Below are 16319 nucleotides of genomic sequence, written 5' to 3' on the forward strand. Positions count from 1 at the left end.
TCGGTCGCGCGACGCTTTCCGTCAAACGCCGAGACGGCGACGCACGACTTCGTCGAAAATCGCGACGCCGATCGGTGCCACGTCGTCGTTGAAGTCGTATTCGGGGTGATGGCACATGTGACCGCCCTGCCCGAGAAAGAAATAACAACCGGGCCGCGCCTCGAGAAAGCGCGCGACATCGTCACCCGCCATCAACGGTGCCACGTCGGTCAGCACGTTCGCGGCGCCGACCACGGTATCGGCAGCCGCCATGACACATCGCGCCGGAGCTTCCGCATTGATCGTGGCCGGCGTGCCGTGCGAAACGTCGAGATCGATCGCGCATCCGTGCGATAGCGCAACGCCGTCGCAGATCTCTCGCATGCGCCGATGCACGCGTTCGCGCGCCAGCGGCGACAGCGCGCGCGTGGTGCCTTGCAGCGACGCGCGATCGGGAATGACGTTCGCCGTCGCCCCCGCAACGAACTGGCAGATGCTCAGCACCGCGCTGTCGAGCGGATCGATCGCGCGGCTGACGACGGTCTGCAATGCGGTGACGAGCAACGCGCCGATGGCGATCGGATCGACGCTACGATGCGGCGTTCCGCCATGACTGCCGGTGCCGCGAATCTCGATCGAGAAAAAATCCACCGCGGCAAGCTGCGATCCGACGCGCACGCCGATCTTGCCCGGTTCGAGCTGCGGATGGTTGTGCAACCCATAGATTTCGTCGAACGGGAAACGCGCGAGCAACTGATCGTCGAGCATCGCCTGACTGCCTTTGACGATTTCCTCGGCCGGCTGGAATACCAGCACGACCCGCCCCTTGAACTGGCGATGGCCGGCCAGCAGCTTCGCCGCGCCGAGCAGGATCGCGGTGTGTCCATCGTGACCGCAGCCATGAAACAGTCCGTGATGGACCGAGCGATAAACCGGCCGGCCTTCCTCCTGGATCGGCAGCGCATCCATGTCGGCGCGCAACGCAATCGTGGGGCCCGGCCCGCCGTTACCGTCGATCACGCCCACCACGCCGGTGCGGCCGATTCCGGTATGCGTATCGATGCCGAACGAGCGCAGCAACTCCGCGACGAACGCTGCCGTGCCGGTTTCCTGAAACGCGATTTCCGGACGACTGTGAATCTGTCGACGCCACGCTTTCATGTCCTCGGACAGTGCGGCGACGGGTGTACTGATCTGCATGGAACGATTCCTCGGGGATTGCTGCCGCGCGGCAAGCGCGACGTGGCTGAACGAACCTGTCGAACAAGGCTCGACGTTCGCCCGATTCTAGAAATCGCAAAATATGCGGTCCAATGCAAAGTTTCGGTATTTCCTATGCAGAGAGCACATAGGCACGCGACGACACCGGCGGATTTGTCGGCCGCCATGCGCAGCGACCTCCGTGAGCGCAAATGCAGTCGCCAGATCAGATAGCCGCCGAATTGGTAGACACGCTACCTTGAGGGGGTAGCGGCGAAAGCTGTGCGGGTTCGAGTCTCGCCGTCGGCAGCGGAACACGGTTGCTCCGTGTTTCGGGCACGTTAAAAGAACCGCGACAGCGAAAGGCTTCGCGGTTTTTTATTGCATCGGCAAACCGGTCCGATGCGTGGACCGGCGCGTCATCGAAGAACGAGACGCGGCTGCCGGCTGGCGTCGCGCCGTCGATGCGCGAAACGGCGGCCCGGCAATGCGCGCCGACACGGCGTCGCAGACCGCGTCCGACGGGCGATCCGGTTGAATTGTTCGAGTGAATGGAATCAGATTGCGGGTTTCGGCTCGCGGACTGCCCGCCCGAGCGTGATGCGCCAGCATCCAGCCGCCGCCAGCGACAACCCGGTCGCAACGAAGATCGCGACGCGCACGCCTCCCCCCGGGGTCTGCGCGGTGCTCATCAGCGCGCCGAAGATCGCCACGCCGAATGCGGAGCCGCTTTGCCTGCTCGCATGGAGCACGCCAGCCGCGATGCCCGCACGGCTCTTCTCGACGGCGCCCATCATCGCGGCCGTGACGGCCGCCTGCAACGCCGGTTGGCGGCGGTAGCGGCTGTCGGCTGCGGAGCAATTGCTGCTTTCGCTTGCGCGTGTCGGTGTCGATTTATCCAATCCGCAGTTCGAACAGGCAATCAACGATTGCGTAGCCAACCTCCAGTCAGGCTGATCGGCCAATTTCCATGTACGGCCAAGAGCGACCATTCCACGATCACGCGTTTATACTCCCAGGCACAGCAATCTGCGTGATACGACAAGACCAAATGAAAACGAGAGAATTGTTGATCGCTTCGCTAGGAGCGTTGGTGTTGACTCAACCTTCACCATCCTTCTCGCAAAACATCAACGGGAAAAATCTCTATATACAAAGATGCGCGATGTGCCATGGCGCAGATATCACGGGCACCGGGCCATTGGCCAAGAAAAGCAATCCTGCCACGCCTGACCTCACAACTGCTGCGTTCAAAAAGCGACTCCATGATTATCCAGGCGTCATTGTTTCATCGGTAATACTTCGTCCGAACGGGGACCTGATTCCGAGAACTTTGAGGGAAAACGGCGTAAAGCTTGCGCCGCACTCCTGGACCGTTCAGGATTTTCGCGATCTGAATAACTACATGAGTGACGTGATTTCCAAAAGCCGATGATTCCGTGTTGACCGTCTGACCGCGATGGGTCGAGTACTGTCGGATTCGGAAGCATCATCGGCAGAGCGCATTGCCGGCTCATCGTCGGGGCCGGGTTCGGCCCAGACCGTGTCAAAACGTGCATGGGGCTACCGTTGTTCCTCTTCTGATCTGAACTGAAAATGTTGCCACTCTACAAGTTTGTCCTCGGCCCAATTCTGGTGATACAGGCACGCAGGCTAAGGCGAACGGCGCTACGCCTACCGGAAGCAGCAGGGCCTCGTTGCGGCAGGGAAGGCTCGCGAGAGGCCCTGCAACCGGCCTTGCGAATTCTGGTTGTCGGTGACTCGTCGGCGGCAGGAGTGGGGGTCGACGATCAGGTACAGGCATTAGCGCAACCGGTCGCCAAAATGCTGGCTATCAAACTGGGCAGGCCCGTTACATGGCAACTGGTGGCAAAGTCGGGTGTCAACACTGAAGAGTCTCTAGCGCTATTAAGGCAGAGCGAATTACAGCCGGCGGACTTTCTCGTGACCGCATTGGGTACTAACGATGTAACGTCGCAACGTTCGCCACGCCAGTTCCTGCAAGACTATCGGCGACTGGTTGAAGAAGTCCGCCGTCGCACCGGCGCATTCGGTCTGGTAGCAACAGGGCTACCGCCATTGCGAATTCTGCCAGCGGCGCAGCACCCGCTGCGCTGGTACCTGGGCCGATATGCCGCGTCTCTGGACCGCACGCTGCGGCGGTGGATTAGCCAGGACGCTGCCGCGCGCTATATATCGCTTGATTGGGCAGCAAAGCCGCTCGAGATGGCCCGTGATCGATTTCACCCCGGGGCTGGGCAATATCGCTGTTGGGCTGAGCTCGTCAGCGAGCAGATCGTGGATTTACTGGTTGAGGATTCTGGGCCAGTGGTCGATCTGGGCATGTGCAACGTAAAGCTTGAACGTCCGCTGTAGAGGAAAGCGACTGGCTGAATCCGCCGTCGGCTACGGCCGACCGCGTCGGGCGGCAGTCGGCCAAGAAGGGTCATTCGGTGTCAGATCGTAGATCGTCGACAACGAACAACATCTCTCCCGACGTTCACCGCAGGTAGCATGGTGAAATCCACGATATGCAAATCGACAGTAAGCACTCGATCATGGTCGTCATTGAAAATATTCAACGATACAAAAAAGAGGGGAAAGCCGTGTCAGTTATCGAGACTTTGATGGAAACTGCAGTTGCTGACGTTGATCAATTGCGTGTAATGGATGCACAAGGAGACGACTTTGGCGTACCTCGCGAAGTCGATTTTTGCCTGATCGCACCGTCTGCCGAAAAGGCATCGATTGTTTCCGGTTTCATTAACGACTACCAGTACGGCCGCGCTTCGGTGGAACAAGTCGACGACCATTTTCGCGTCCTAGTCTTCATCAATATGCCAGTTCTCCAGCACAATATTTTAGCTGTGTCGGGATTCATGACGTGTATCTCTGCATTTTTTGGGCTGACCTACGATGGTTGGGGGTGCGTCGTTCAGAAACGCAACTGAAAACATTTTTCGATGTATTGCCGCCGTCGCAGTCCGGCGGCGGATTCAACCGGTCGATGCAACACACTAGACGCTGCGTATGCAGTGGAGGTGTTGCAAATGAAACAGCGGCGCAGGATCTACTACACCGAGACTCAAAAGGCCCTGATGTGGGAGCGGTGGCGCAAGGGTGACACGCTTCATCAGATTGCCCAACTGTTCGATCGCCACCATTCCTCTATTCAGGGGATTCTCGTCAGGACTGGCGGAATACAGCCAGCGCCTCGACACCGTTCAAAGCTGGCCTTGACGCTTGCCGAACGCGAGGAAATCTCGCGCGCAGTCGTCGCCGGCCAGTCGATTCGATCGATAGCGGCGCGGTTAGGACGTGCGCCATCTACTATCAGCCGCGAAGTGCAGCGAAATGGCGGAAGGCAGTACTATCGGGCGACCCAGGCCGACGCGCTCGCCTGGGACCGCGCACGGCGCCCAAAGACATGTAAGCTGGTCAGGAATCGGACACTCGCCCAGGTTGTGGCAAGCAAGCTCCGATTGCAGTGGTCGCCGGAGCAGATTGCGGGTTGGCTCAAGCACGTGTATGCGGTCAACAAGGACTATCAGGTGTCGCACGAGACTATCTATCGGAGCCTCTATATCCAGGCCCGTGGTGCGCTGAAAAGAGAACTGCTGGAACACCTGCGCCGTTCTCGGGCCATGCGTCGATCGCGTCAACACACACTAAAGACCGAGGACCGCACGAACATCCGCGATGCCATATCGATCAGTGAACGCCCGGGCACGGCCGAGGATCGAGCAATACCCGGGCACTGGGAAGGCGATCTTCTGTTCGGCAACGCCAACAGTCAGATTGCAACACTCGTCGAACGCCAGACCCGGTTCGTGATGTTGGTGAAGATTGCCAGCAAGGACTCTGACGCTGTCGTCAATGCTCTGATAAGACACGCCGGCAAGCTTCCGCAGGAATTGTATAAATCGCTGACGTGGGATCGGGGTACGGAGATGGCTGGCCACAAGCGCTTCACTGTCGCGACGGACATCAAGGTCTACTTCTGCGATCCCCAGCATCCCTGGCAACGCGGCACGAACGAAAACACGAACGGGCTTCTGAGACAGTACCTCCCAAAAGGAACGGACCTCTCTACCTACTCGCAGGCCAAGCTTAACGCCATTGCCCGACGGCTCAACGAACGTCCCCGCAAGACACTAAACTTCGATACACCGGCTGAACGATTCCATCAAGCTGTTGCATCGACCGGTTGAATCCACCGCCACTTTCGGACATTCGGGGCAGCCACGTAAATCACCGACAATGAGAGCTGCGCCGGTCCCAACCTGCGAACGTTCGTGATTTACGAATACGACCTTAAGGTAGCCGACGTTACAAAGATCGGTGCGCACATTCACAGAAGACATCCTGCCTGAGGGTAGGATTTTGTATCCTCGGTAACTACAACGTGAGGCGTTAATGAGTAGTCGATGTCCCGTTCACCGCAGCACCGCATGCATGCGATGAGATCCGTCACTGGGCTTGAAACACCGCGGCATGCCAGTAGGCCCGTGGATCGCGGAACCAGGACGCGAATGCATTTCGGTCGAAGACTCGAAGCTGCTTCATCTCCACCGCATAACGCCGGAACAGAGCAAGCAACTCGCGCAAAGCACTCTCATCGACCTTCGCTTGATCGACATAGATGCTCAATACGTCTAGCTCGCCTTCATAGCGCTTCACACAAGGCAGCTTATCGAGCCACTCGAAGAATGCGGATTCATCGCACTCCGAGTAGTACCAAACACGCTTGGCAGATAGAACCAGATCACCTGTCACGACGTCTGCCTCCTGGATAAATGTTGTAGCCGCCTCCGCCGGGATATTGCACATCCCAACGGGCCCTTTGTTCACGTTCTTCTCTGGGCGGACTAGCTACCGGTAGCTTAGCGCATTGCGAACGGCCGCTTTGGCGAAGATCGAAGGTCTCCTTCGGGTCGATCTGCGCCGCTCGGACGTCGCCGGCTCGCCGGAGCGGCGCGACAGCATCGTATGGCGCAGTTCGGCCACTTCCGGACGTTCGTCGAGTCGGGAAAGTTGCCGTTGGAATGGCTGCATTACTCCGGAACCTGACGGACGAGATCACAGCCGCTTCCCGCATCTACGAACTAACGAATTCAAGCGCCCAACCCGATGTGGGACATCGGATTCGCCAAGGCGCTCGCAGACTTGAAGCAATCGTTGTAGCTACTTCTCGAACCAATATTCGAATTCGGTGCGGTTCTGGTTGAAGGCCTTGGAGTCGGCAACGGTTTCCGCGCGGACGATGCCACGAATGCCGCGGAACTTGCCGGTGCCGCCCGTGATATCCAACTCTGTGAGGTTCTTCAGGCGGTCGCTGCCTGGCAGCTTGTGGTTGAGGAAGTATCCGCGAGCAAAAATCTTGTCGCCGTTCTCCATTCTGTATTCGACGTAGCTGCGGCCAAGCCCATTCAGGTCGGTCAGGTCGCTTGTGGCGCGGATGACGGCTTCTTTGAGAACGACGCCCTCAATTGTCTGGTCTTTGCGACCGTAACTGCGCACTAACTCGTATAGCCGTAGCTTGTGCTCAGGCACATCGCCGACTTCAAGGATGTACTGCTTCGTGTACCTGTTTCCGCTCGCTGGTGCGTCGAATGCGGCGATATGCTTCTCCTGCGCAATAGCGATCGTCGAAGCGAAAAGCACGCCGCATGTCGCGGCAAACACTTTCAGATGCATGGCCGTCTCCCAGCAGGGAACCCCTTGCACTCTAGCAAGACCGCAAAGGGCAATGCAAGACAACAGATCGGATCCATCAAACTGGAGCTAATCAAATGCGCGCTTTTCGCCAATAGTTCGCGTTCAAACGAATCTCCGAAAAGTTGACGTGGAGGATTTCAACGTCGGTTTTCCGGGACGTTCATCGAATTGGCGCTCTCGGTCATGAAGCGTTATTTGCCAAGCGCGTGGCTCGGCGAATAACGCTAAGCCAACGGTCATTGGCAGACGGAAGTCGAACGCTCCCTTACCAATCACTTGTGCTCATTAGCCGGGATTTCACGCTTGCGGTCGGCGCAATTCCGCTTTCCGAGAGACAGGATGGCTGGGCCAAATATTGATCCCAAAACGATGTGTCAAAGGAGGCAATGCGGTTGACCTAGATCAACGGAGTGCGATCAACTCGGCTTACAGTGGTGTGGCACGGTGGTCGGCCATCTCCAGCGCGCGCGTTCGATTCAGAACCAAATCCGACTCGCAAGTCGAAGAAAGTATCGCCGGGCTCATATGTCGTGAACAGGGAGGGCATCATGATGCATCGATCCTTTGCCGCGCTCGCCGCATTATTTGTAGGTCATGCCGCCTTGACGGCCGCGAACGCGCAGACGTTGGAGAAGATTGCGCGAACCAATCAGATCGTCGTTTCATATCGGGAAGCTGCGGTGCCCTTCAGCTATCTGCTGACGCCGCATAAGGCCGTTGGCTTTTCGATGGACGTGACTGAAGAAATTGTCGATGACGTCCGAAAGGCGCTTCGAAAACCGGACCTACATACCGTCTACGTGCCTGTTACCGGGCAAAACCGGATTCCGTTGCTCGTCAACGGCACCATCGACCTTGAGTGTGGATCGACGACAAATACATCGGCGCGCGGCAAGGAGGTCACGTTTTCGACCAACTACTTCTACGCAGGCACGCGACTCATGACCAAACGTGAATCACACATCGGTGATTACGCTGATCTCGCACACAAGGTCGTCGCGACCGTCGGCGGGAGCACCAATGAAAAGGCCTTACGCCGCCAACTCGACGCGCAGCATGTCGATGCGGACGTGGTGCTGACAAAGGATTATGCCGAAGCTCTGAAGGAGGTTGCGGACGACAGAGCGGCGGCGCTCGCACTCGACGACGTTCTGCTTTACGGGCTACGTGCGAATGCTAGCGACCCGGATATGTGGGAAGTCGTCGGCGAAGCGCTGCAGATCGAGCCGTACGCGTGTATGGTGCGAAAGGATGATCCGGCGTTCAAGCGGCTCGTCGATGGTACGCTGACCCGGCTGATGAAGAGCGGTGAGTTCGCGCGCCTGTACGCAAAGTGGTTCGAATCGCCGATTCCACCGCGCGGCGCAAATCTCAAGATGCCGATGAGCGCAGCGCTGAAGGGAAACCTGATCGCACGCAGTGATCGACCTGCACAATGACCGGTCGCACGCATCTGGAATTCGCGCGGGACGACGACAAATGACCGCAACGGGGCATTGAGCCGCCATTGATCCTCCGCTGGCCCGAAGGGCTGATATGGGTCGGCATCGGCCAGTCCTGAAAAGATCGAGCGTAGGTCGTGGCGTAGCTTCGTGTGCCGATCCCTATCAGACAAGGCGCAGGTACTGCTGCATCAGCATTCCCCCTCTCCATCAGAAAACGGCGCATCGCTCGACCGATCACCCACACGCCCTACCCCGCCCTCACAGCACCGGCAACACCGCCCGAATATGCTCCGCGAACGCCGCCGTCAGATGCGACGGCCGCTTCCGGTCGAACCGCAGCGTAATGCCGACCGCCGGCAGCGGCGGCAATCCGCGATCGCTGGCGAGGATGGCCAGATCCGCCGGCACCGCCGTCTGCGTCATCACCGCGAACGCCTGCCCCGAACGCACCAGCGCGGTCAGCCCCGCGAGGCTGCTGCTCGCATACGCGACGCGATAATCGCGGCCCGCGCGATGCAGCGCCTCACAGGCCGCGATGTGATCGAGCGTATCGGGATCGGACAGCGCGAGCGGCAACGGATCGAACCGCGCGGCATCGAGCCCCGGATAGCCGATCCACACCAGTTGCTCGCGGCGGATGAAGTCGCCGTCCGAGCCATCGTCCGGCACGGACACCATCGCCAGATCGACCGCCCGCTTGTCGAGCTGTTCGAGCAAGCGCGGCGTCGGCCCGCACACGACTTCGACGATCGCCTGCGGATGCTGGCTCGAAAACTGCCGCAGCAGCGAAGGCAGGAACACGCCCGCGTAATCGTCCGGGCAGCCGAACCGGATCGTGCCCGACAACCCGGTGCCGCACAGATCGGCCATCGCCTCGTCGTGCTGCCGCAGGATGCGCTGCGCATGCACGAGCAGCCGCTCGCCGGGATGCGTGAGCAGCAGGCCGCGCCCGGTGCGCTGGAACAGCGGCTGGTCGACGCTTTCCTCGAGCCGCCGCATCTGCTGGCTGAGCGCGGACTGCGTGCGGCCGACCCGCGCCGCCGCGCGGCTGAGCGAGCGCACTTCGGCGATGACGACGAACGAGCGCAGCAGGTCGATTTCGAGCGAACGTGCCAAGGTATTAGCTCCTTTTCTACCTTGCATAAGAACTATTCGTTTCCATAAAACCAGACCGGCGCCTAGACTGCAAGCGATCCTTGGCCCTTGTCCGGAGAAGCCCGATGTCCCTGAACGACGACGCAACCTTCTGGCACAACGCCAGGCAGCACCTGATCCGCTACGGCGGCACGTTCGAGCCGATGATCATCGAGCGCGCGCAAGGCAGCTTCGTCTACGACGCGGACGGCCGCGCGATCCTCGATTTCACGTCGGGCCAGATGAGCGCGGTGCTCGGGCACAGCCATCCGGAGATCGTCTCCGTCATCAACGAATACGCGGGCAAGCTCGATCACCTGTTCAGCGGGATGCTGTCGCGCCCCGTCGTCGACCTCGCGACGCGCCTCGCCGACCTCACGCCGCCCGGGCTCGATCGCGCGCTGCTGCTGAGCACCGGCGCGGAATCGAACGAAGCGGCGATCCGGATGGCGAAGCTCGTCACCGGCAAGTACGAGATCGTCGGCTTCGCGCAGTCGTGGCACGGGATGACGGGCGCGGCGGCATCCGCCACGTACAGCGCCGGCCGCAAGGGCGTCGGCCCGGCCGCCGTCGGCTCGTTCGCGATTCCGGCGCCGTTCGCGTACCGGCCGCGCTTCGAGCGCAACGGCACCTACGACTATCTCGCCGAACTCGACTACGCATTCGACCTGATCGATCGCCAGTCGAGCGGCAACCTCGCCGCGTTCATCGCGGAGCCGATCCTCAGCTCGGGCGGCATCATCGAATTGCCCGAAGGCTACATGGCGGCGCTCAAGCGCAAGTGCGAGGAGCGCGGGATGCTGCTGATCCTCGACGAAGCGCAAACCGGCGTCGGGCGCACCGGCACGATGTTCGCGTGCCAGCGCGACGGCGTGACGCCCGACCTCCTCACGCTGTCGAAAACCCTCGGCGCGGGGCTGCCGCTCGCGGCGGTCGTCACGTCCGCGCGGATCGAGGAACGCGCGCACGAACTCGGCTACCTGTTCTACACGACCCACGTGTCGGACCCGCTGCCGGCAGCGGTCGGCCTGCGCGTGCTCGACGTGGTGCAGCGCGACGGCCTCGTCCAGCGGGCGAACGTGATGGGCGACCGGCTGCGGCGCGGGCTGCTCGACCTGATGGAGCGCTTCGACTGCATCGGCGACGTGCGCGGGCGCGGCCTGCTGCTCGGCGTCGAGATCGTCAAGGACCGGCGGACGAAGGAGCCGGCGGACGGCCTTGGCGCGAAGATCACGCGCGAATGCATGAACCTCGGGCTCAGCATGAACATCGTGCAGTTGCCCGGAATGGGCGGCGTGTTCCGGATCGCGCCGCCGCTGACCGTCAGCGAAGCGGAAATCGATCTCGGGCTGTCGCTGCTGGAACAGGCGATCGCACGCGTGCTGTAACCCCGCCGCCCGTCGCTGCCGCGCGAAGCGCGTACGATCTGCGTACACTATCCGGCAGGCAACGACGACGGGCAGCGAGGCGAGCGATGGCAAGCGCGGCAAACGACAACGGCACGAACGAACACTGGCTCGTCGCGCGCCGCGATCCGGAAACGGGGATCGAAAGCCTGCGCGCGCATTTCAGCGGGCATGCGTACGATCCGCACGATCACGACGACATGCTGATCGGCTTCACGGAACAAGGCGTACAGCGTTTCCAGTGTCATCGGTCGCTGCACACGAGCGTGCCGGGCCGCGCGATCCTGATCGAACCGGGCGCGCTGCACGACGGCCATGCACCGGAAGCCGGCGGCTTCACCTACTCGATGCTGTACCTGCCACAGGCGTGGGTCGAACGTGCGGCCCGCCGAATCGATCTTCCCGGCCTGAGCGGCGTCGAAGCCGCGTTCGGCCATACGCTCGTCGACGATCGCCGCCTCGTCGACGCGATCCGCCACGCGTTTCTCGCGATCCACGGCAACGAAGGCAAGCTCGCGCGCGACCAGACGCTCGACCGTCTCCTCATGCGCCTCGGCGGTCAGTTGCGCGAGTCGGTCGCGGCAAGCGCCAACGCGAGCACGGGCACCGTGCCGCCGGCGATCGTGCGCGTGCGCGACCTGCTGCACGCGCATCTGGACGGCAATCTCGGCCTCGACGAACTCGCCGAGCGGGCCGGCATCGATCGCTTCCGGCTCACACGGCTGTTCCAGCGCGCGTACGGAACGTCGCCGCACGCGTACCTGGTTCGCCTGCGCCTGCGCGCGGCGCGCCGGCTGCTCGCGGCGGGCCGCACGCCGGCGCAGGCCGCCGCGGACGTCGGCTTCGCCGACCAGAGTCACCTCGGCCGCTGGTTCCGGCGTGCGTATAGGATGACGCCGGCCGCCTATCGGCGGATGTGCACAAACGTTCCAGACTGATCGCGCCGGCTATCCGATCATGAGCGCTTCAACGAGGAGCACTCATGTTCGATACGAAAGTGGCATTGATCGTGCGCGACGATCTCGCGGCGTGGCAGAAACTCAACGTGGTCGCATTTCTCGCGACGGGCGTCGCGGCCGGCGCGCCCGAAGCGCTCGGCGAGCCTTACGAGGATGCGGCCGGGAATCGCTACGGCCGCATGTTCGGCCAGCCGATGCTGGTGTTCGCGGCCGATCTCGACGGCCTGCAGGCCGCGCATCGGCACGCGCTGTCGCGCGAAGTCAGGATCGTGCCGTACGTGCGCGCGATGTTCTCGACCGGGCACGACGCGGCCAATCGCGAAGTGTTTCGCGCCGGGGACGCGACGAATCTCGATCTGGTCGGCCTTGCATTGCACGGGCCGAAGAAGGCCGTGGATAAAGCCGTGAAGGGTCTGGCGTTGCACGCGTGAACCCGGCGTCCGGCTCGCTGCCGCGGGCCGCTTCCATGCCTGGCCGCCGCGTCCGGCCGAACCGTTCGCCGTGCTTGCTGGCGAGCCACACGCCGAGCGCGACGACGACGATGCCGAGATAGGTCGTCACCGGAATCCGGTCGCCGAACATCCACGCGGCCCAGGTCAGCGTCACGGGCGGTTCGAGATAGACGAGCGTCGCCACGCGCGTCGCGGGCATGCGCTTGAGCAGCGCCCATAACGTCAGGTAAGCCATGAACGTCGAGAACACCGTCAGCCACACGACGGACAACCAGACGTTCGGCTGCGTCGGCACATGCAGATCGCCGGTGACGAGCCCGCATGCCGCGAACAGCACGAGGCTCACGCACCCCTGCACGAACAGCGGCAGAAACAACCCGTCCTCGTTGCTGCGCGCCGTCGTGAGCGCGCGCCGCCGCTGATAGATCGTCGCGATCGACAGCCCCAGCGCGGACACCAGCGGCAGCAGGTACATGACGATGCCGACCGATTCGGTCGGCAGCGCGTATTGCCCGCCGATCACGATGCCGACGCCGATGAATCCGAGCACGAGCCCGGCCCACTGGCGCGCGCCGCTGCGCTCGCTGCCTTCGAACGTCGTCATCGCCGCCGTGATGAGCGGCTGCAACGCCGCGACGATCGCCGCGATGCCCGGCGGCAGCCCATGCTGGATCGCGACGTAGACGCAGGCCAGGTAGAGGAACTGCGACAGAAAGCCGATCACCGCGTGATAGCGAATCTTCTCCAGCGTCAGGCGCCCGAGCCGCCTGTTGAGGACGATCGCCAGACAGAGCGTGACGAGCAGAAAACGCCAGAACAGCAGGTTGAACGCACCGGCCGTCTCCGCGCCGAGCTTGGCGCCGATGAAGCCGGAACTCCACGACAACACGAACACGAGCTGGATCAGGAAAAGCTGCATCGGAACTGCGCCCCTCAGAACGTGACCGTGGATGTGTGCGCGTCGCCCAGCTCTTCGAACCGGATCGGTTCGAGACCGAGGCGAAGGTACTGCATCGCCGCGTCGTCGCGAAGGCTGCGTTGCAGTGCCAGCCAGTTGACGACCGTGCGCGGGATGCCGTCGTCCGAAGCGAGATGCCAGAAGCCGTTGTCGTCTTCGCGTGTATACGGGCAATGAAACGACAGCACCAGCGACATGCGCCGCCCTGCCTCGACCGGTTCGACGCCGTGAAACAGCTTGCTGCCGTAGATCAGCAGCGCGTCGCCCGCCTGGCTCAAATCCGCCGTCTTCACATGCGCGCGTTCGCGATCGTGCCGATCGAACGTCTCGGCAGTCGATTCGTAGAACAGAAAGTTTCCACCCTCGTATTCGGATCGATCCGACAGCACGATGTTCAGCACGAAACTGGTGCCGTCGGTGTGCCACATGCCGACCTGTTCCTTGTCGTCGCGCTCGCGCGTCGGGTAGTAATAGTTGAACTGCGAGCGCGCATTGATCATCGGATACGGGATCAACGGCGCGCCGGCCAGACGCGACAGCCGCAGCAGGAACGCGCGGTCGTGCATCATGGCGTCGATGAAGCGCGAGCGGTTCGTCACCGCACGCACCCGCTTCGAGATGATCCAGTTGCTGTGCGACGCGCTGCGTTCCAGCGTGCGGCCGATCTCGCGCAACGCGTGAACCGCTTCGTCGGAGAACAACCCGCGCAGGCTGCACACCGCGTTGAGCGCGTTCGACTGCGTGCCGCGCATCGGCACGTCGCGATAGCCGAGATCGTCGAGGTTGCGGCGATACCGCACCTGATAGCCGTCGCGCAGGAAGCCGCTCGTCCAGCGCATCCGTTCCGCAATGGTAACCGTGTCGTCCACGACATTCGCGTCGCCGGCCAGCGAGGTCCGCAGCGCAAGCCTCACCCGATCGAACCCGCGCGCAAACACCGGCAGTGCATTTCCCTTGTTCATCGCGTGCCTCGCTCTCGTCGTTGCGGCCCCGGGGTGCTAGCCCTTGAACTGCGCAATCTGGTACACGACGCTGCCGTCCCCGCTGCGCAGCTCGTCGATCACCCGGCAGTTGCCGTGACTGCTGCGCACGTGGCGGAATTGCTCGGGCGTGTATTTCAGGCAGACGTTGGTGATCAGATGCCCGTGGACGCCGGCCTTCGACACCGGCTGCAGCGTAACCGCGACGTGGAACTGATCGCCCAGCAGGTTCAGCCGGACGATCGACACGTCATGCTCGCCGTGCGGCTCGAAGCCCTGCTGCCGGCTGACGACTTCGGAAAACCGCACCATGTTCTCGTTGCGGTAGAAGTCATAGATGTGCGCTTCGCGGCCTTCCACGAACAGTTGCATCTCCGACACAACGTAGGTCGACTTGCCGCCGAGATTGCGGATCAGCCGGCCGATCGTCACCGGCAACTCGTTGCCTTCCTGGAACCCGAGCATCGTGATGAAGGTCATGTCCTGGCCCAGATCGATGTGGTTCCACTGCACGTTCCGGTAGTCGTCGGCGATGTAGTTGAAACAGCCGGGCGTCTTCAGGAACGGCATGATCGCGTCGCGCATCGCGTGTTCCGACGACTCGTTGATGTCGACCGCCGTGTACCGCAGATGGTCCGGCCCGCCGCCGCTGACGCCCTTCATCAGTTCGGTCGTCTTGACCGGCTCGGGCCCGAGTTCGATGTAGTGAACATGGCGGCCGCGCGACAACGTGGCGAGACGCTCGCTCAACGCACCGATCGCTTCCCGCAACGATCCTTTTCCATTGCGATCCGCACATAATGCAGGACTCCGAACCCCCAATTCGTTCAGGTTCCGCATCAAGGAGAAGACTTCACGCCCCGCCTCGCGTTGCCGCGCGGCATCGTCCGTGCGCTGCAACGTCGAATACTTCTCGTGATTCTCGACCGTCCATACCGACTCCGCCTTCAGCTTCCTGTCCCGCACCAATGCATCCACTACAAAATCATTGATAGACATGAATCGTTCCCCGGGATACGTGTCACGCTCGATCGAATGCCTGCCGTCGTCCGCCTGTTGACCCGAGGATAGGGAGGCGCAATAATTCCGTCAATCGACATTACCTGAATCACTGATTCGGAAAATCAAAATCATGCCGCGCACCCTGGACGTCGACCTGCTGCGTACCTTCCACGCCGTCGCGAAGCTCGGCCGCTTCAAGGATGCGGCCGCGTATGTGAATCGCAGCCCGTCGTCGGTCACGGCACAGATCCAGAAGCTCGAGGAGATGGTCGCGCAGCGGCTGTTTACGCGAAACAACCAGGCCGTCGAGCTCACGCAGTTCGGCCACAAGCTGCTCGGCGACACCACCGAGTTCCTGTCGAGCCACGACCGGCTGGTCGAATCGCTGTCGCCGCAGATCCTGACCGGCAAGTTGCGGCTCGGCATCCCCGATTCGTATGCCGCGCATTTCATGGCGGAATTCCTGCCGCGCTTCGCCGCCGACCGGCCGTTGCTCGAACTGACCGTCGAAGCGCGCTCCAGCGAGGAACTGCAGCAGCTGTTTTCCCGCGGCCAGCTCGACATCACGATTGCCGTCGTGCCGAAAGCGCTGCCGCACGCGGAACTGCTCAGCAAGACCCATCCGGTGTGGGTCGCCGCGCGCACCTTCAAGTTCAATCCCGACGCGCCGCTGCCGATCGCCGTGCAGCTGCAGGGATGTCCGTACCGCGACACCGCGCTGAACGCGCTGAAGAAGGCGAAGATCGCGCACCGGATGCTGCTCGAGAGCGCGAGCTCGCCGGCGGTTGAAGCGTGCATCGCGAATGGCCTCGCGGTCGGCATCATCGAGCACGATCGCGTGTCCGGCAACCTGACGAGCAACGTCGCGGGGATCGCGCTGCCGGATCTGCCACCGCACCTGATCACGATCCTCACGGACGACAGCAATCGCGCCGCGCTGCATTTACGCGACGTGCTGAAAAGCACGTTCAGGATCGGCTAGGGTAGAAGAGTCATCAGCAGGTCGAGGCCGAACCGCTGCTGATAGAGGTGTTTCGCGTCGTCGAACATCAGCGTGTCGACGTTCGCGACGGTTCGTTTGATCTT

16 protein-coding genes and 1 pseudogene are annotated in these 16319 nt (G+C 61.9%); 9 read left to right on the forward strand and 8 right to left on the reverse strand.

The genetic code is table 11. The features are described from left to right. Positions 1–21: 21 nt before the first annotated feature. Positions 22–1179: a M20 aminoacylase family protein gene (locus tag DIE04_RS22795; protein ID WP_124523308.1), complete on the reverse strand. Its 1158-nt coding sequence runs from the start codon at positions 1177–1179 to the stop codon at positions 22–24. A gap of 557 nt (positions 1180–1736) precedes the next feature. Beyond that, the gene (locus DIE04_RS22800) at positions 1737–2120 is read right to left on the reverse strand and encodes a hypothetical protein (protein WP_185500406.1); all 384 of its coding nucleotides are present in this window, start codon (positions 2118–2120) and stop codon (positions 1737–1739) included. 110 nt (positions 2121–2230) lie between these two features. Between DIE04_RS22800 and DIE04_RS22805 the strand changes: the two genes are divergently transcribed. From DIE04_RS22805 to DIE04_RS22820, 4 genes are all read left to right on the forward strand, one after another. Beyond that, positions 2231–2614 (forward strand): cytochrome c, encoded by a 384-nt coding sequence (locus DIE04_RS22805; protein ID WP_124523310.1) that lies wholly within the window; start codon positions 2231–2233, stop codon positions 2612–2614. Between the two features lie 302 nt (positions 2615–2916). Next, positions 2917–3555 carry an SGNH/GDSL hydrolase family protein gene (locus tag DIE04_RS22810; protein ID WP_260426268.1) on the forward strand — a complete coding sequence of 213 codons (639 nt, stop codon included), beginning with the start codon at positions 2917–2919 and terminating at the stop codon, positions 3553–3555. Between the two features lie 182 nt (positions 3556–3737). Continuing rightward, the gene (locus DIE04_RS22815) at positions 3738–4130 is read left to right on the forward strand and encodes a ribonuclease E inhibitor RraB (protein ID WP_185500407.1); all 393 of its coding nucleotides are present in this window, start codon (positions 3738–3740) and stop codon (positions 4128–4130) included. Between the two features lie 99 nt (positions 4131–4229). Next, positions 4230–5390, forward strand: a complete 1161-nt coding sequence (locus tag DIE04_RS22820) for an IS30 family transposase (protein WP_124573287.1) — start codon at positions 4230–4232, stop codon at positions 5388–5390. 259 nt (positions 5391–5649) lie between these two features. Here the strand turns inward: DIE04_RS22820 and DIE04_RS22825 are convergent, their stop codons facing one another. Both DIE04_RS22825 and DIE04_RS22830 read right to left on the reverse strand, forming a co-directional pair. Next, a complete protein-coding gene (locus DIE04_RS22825; protein WP_221621954.1) occupies positions 5650–6030 on the reverse strand; it encodes a hypothetical protein in 381 nt (126 codons plus the stop codon). Positions 6031–6363: 333 nt separating this feature from the next. Continuing rightward, on the reverse strand, positions 6364–6876 hold the full coding sequence (locus DIE04_RS22830; RefSeq protein ID WP_124523224.1) for a hypothetical protein: 513 nt from the start codon (positions 6874–6876) through the stop codon (positions 6364–6366). A 569-nt stretch (positions 6877–7445) separates the two neighbouring features. On the opposite strand from DIE04_RS22830, the gene DIE04_RS22835 reads away from it, so the two are divergent. After that, on the forward strand, positions 7446–8336 hold the full coding sequence (locus tag DIE04_RS22835; RefSeq protein WP_124523222.1) for an amino acid ABC transporter substrate-binding protein: 891 nt from the start codon (positions 7446–7448) through the stop codon (positions 8334–8336). Positions 8337–8600: 264 nt separating this feature from the next. Here DIE04_RS22835 and DIE04_RS22840 read toward each other — a convergent pair whose 3' ends face one another. Continuing rightward, positions 8601–9485 carry a LysR family transcriptional regulator gene (locus DIE04_RS22840; RefSeq protein ID WP_185500408.1) on the reverse strand — a complete coding sequence of 295 codons (885 nt, stop codon included), beginning with the start codon at positions 9483–9485 and terminating at the stop codon, positions 8601–8603. Positions 9486–9562: 77 nt separating this feature from the next. Here DIE04_RS22840 and DIE04_RS22845 point away from each other — a divergent pair, with 77 nt between their 5' ends. From DIE04_RS22845 to DIE04_RS22855, 3 genes are all read left to right on the forward strand, one after another. After that, positions 9563–10864: an aspartate aminotransferase family protein gene (locus DIE04_RS22845; protein ID WP_124523218.1), complete on the forward strand. Its 1302-nt coding sequence runs from the start codon at positions 9563–9565 to the stop codon at positions 10862–10864. 86 nt (positions 10865–10950) lie between these two features. Continuing rightward, on the forward strand, positions 10951–11820 hold the full coding sequence (locus DIE04_RS22850; protein ID WP_124523216.1) for an AraC family transcriptional regulator: 870 nt from the start codon (positions 10951–10953) through the stop codon (positions 11818–11820). Positions 11821–11864: 44 nt separating this feature from the next. After that, on the forward strand, positions 11865–12272 hold the full coding sequence (locus DIE04_RS22855) for a DUF2000 family protein (protein ID WP_124485251.1): 408 nt from the start codon (positions 11865–11867) through the stop codon (positions 12270–12272). A 136-nt stretch (positions 12273–12408) separates the two neighbouring features. On the opposite strand, the pseudogene DIE04_RS22860 reads toward DIE04_RS22855, so the two are convergent. The 3 genes and pseudogenes from DIE04_RS22860 to DIE04_RS22870 form a co-directional block, all read right to left on the reverse strand. After that, positions 12409–13212, reverse strand: a pseudogene (locus DIE04_RS22860) (DMT family transporter); the annotation flags it as partial. A 14-nt stretch (positions 13213–13226) separates the two neighbouring features. Then, complete coding sequence (locus DIE04_RS22865) at positions 13227–14213, reverse strand: 2OG-Fe(II) oxygenase (RefSeq protein WP_124523214.1); 987 nt, start codon at positions 14211–14213, stop codon at positions 13227–13229. A gap of 36 nt (positions 14214–14249) precedes the next feature. Then, positions 14250–15230 (reverse strand): hypothetical protein, encoded by a 981-nt coding sequence (locus tag DIE04_RS22870; protein ID WP_044846851.1) that lies wholly within the window; start codon positions 15228–15230, stop codon positions 14250–14252. 133 nt (positions 15231–15363) lie between these two features. Here DIE04_RS22870 and DIE04_RS22875 point away from each other — a divergent pair, with 133 nt between their 5' ends. After that, on the forward strand, positions 15364–16215 hold the full coding sequence (locus tag DIE04_RS22875; RefSeq protein ID WP_044846850.1) for a LysR substrate-binding domain-containing protein: 852 nt from the start codon (positions 15364–15366) through the stop codon (positions 16213–16215). Positions 16216–16319: the final 104 nt, after the last annotated feature.

The organism is Burkholderia sp. Bp8994 (assembly GCF_003853805.1).
Taxonomy (GTDB): Bacteria; Pseudomonadota; Gammaproteobacteria; order Burkholderiales; family Burkholderiaceae; genus Burkholderia.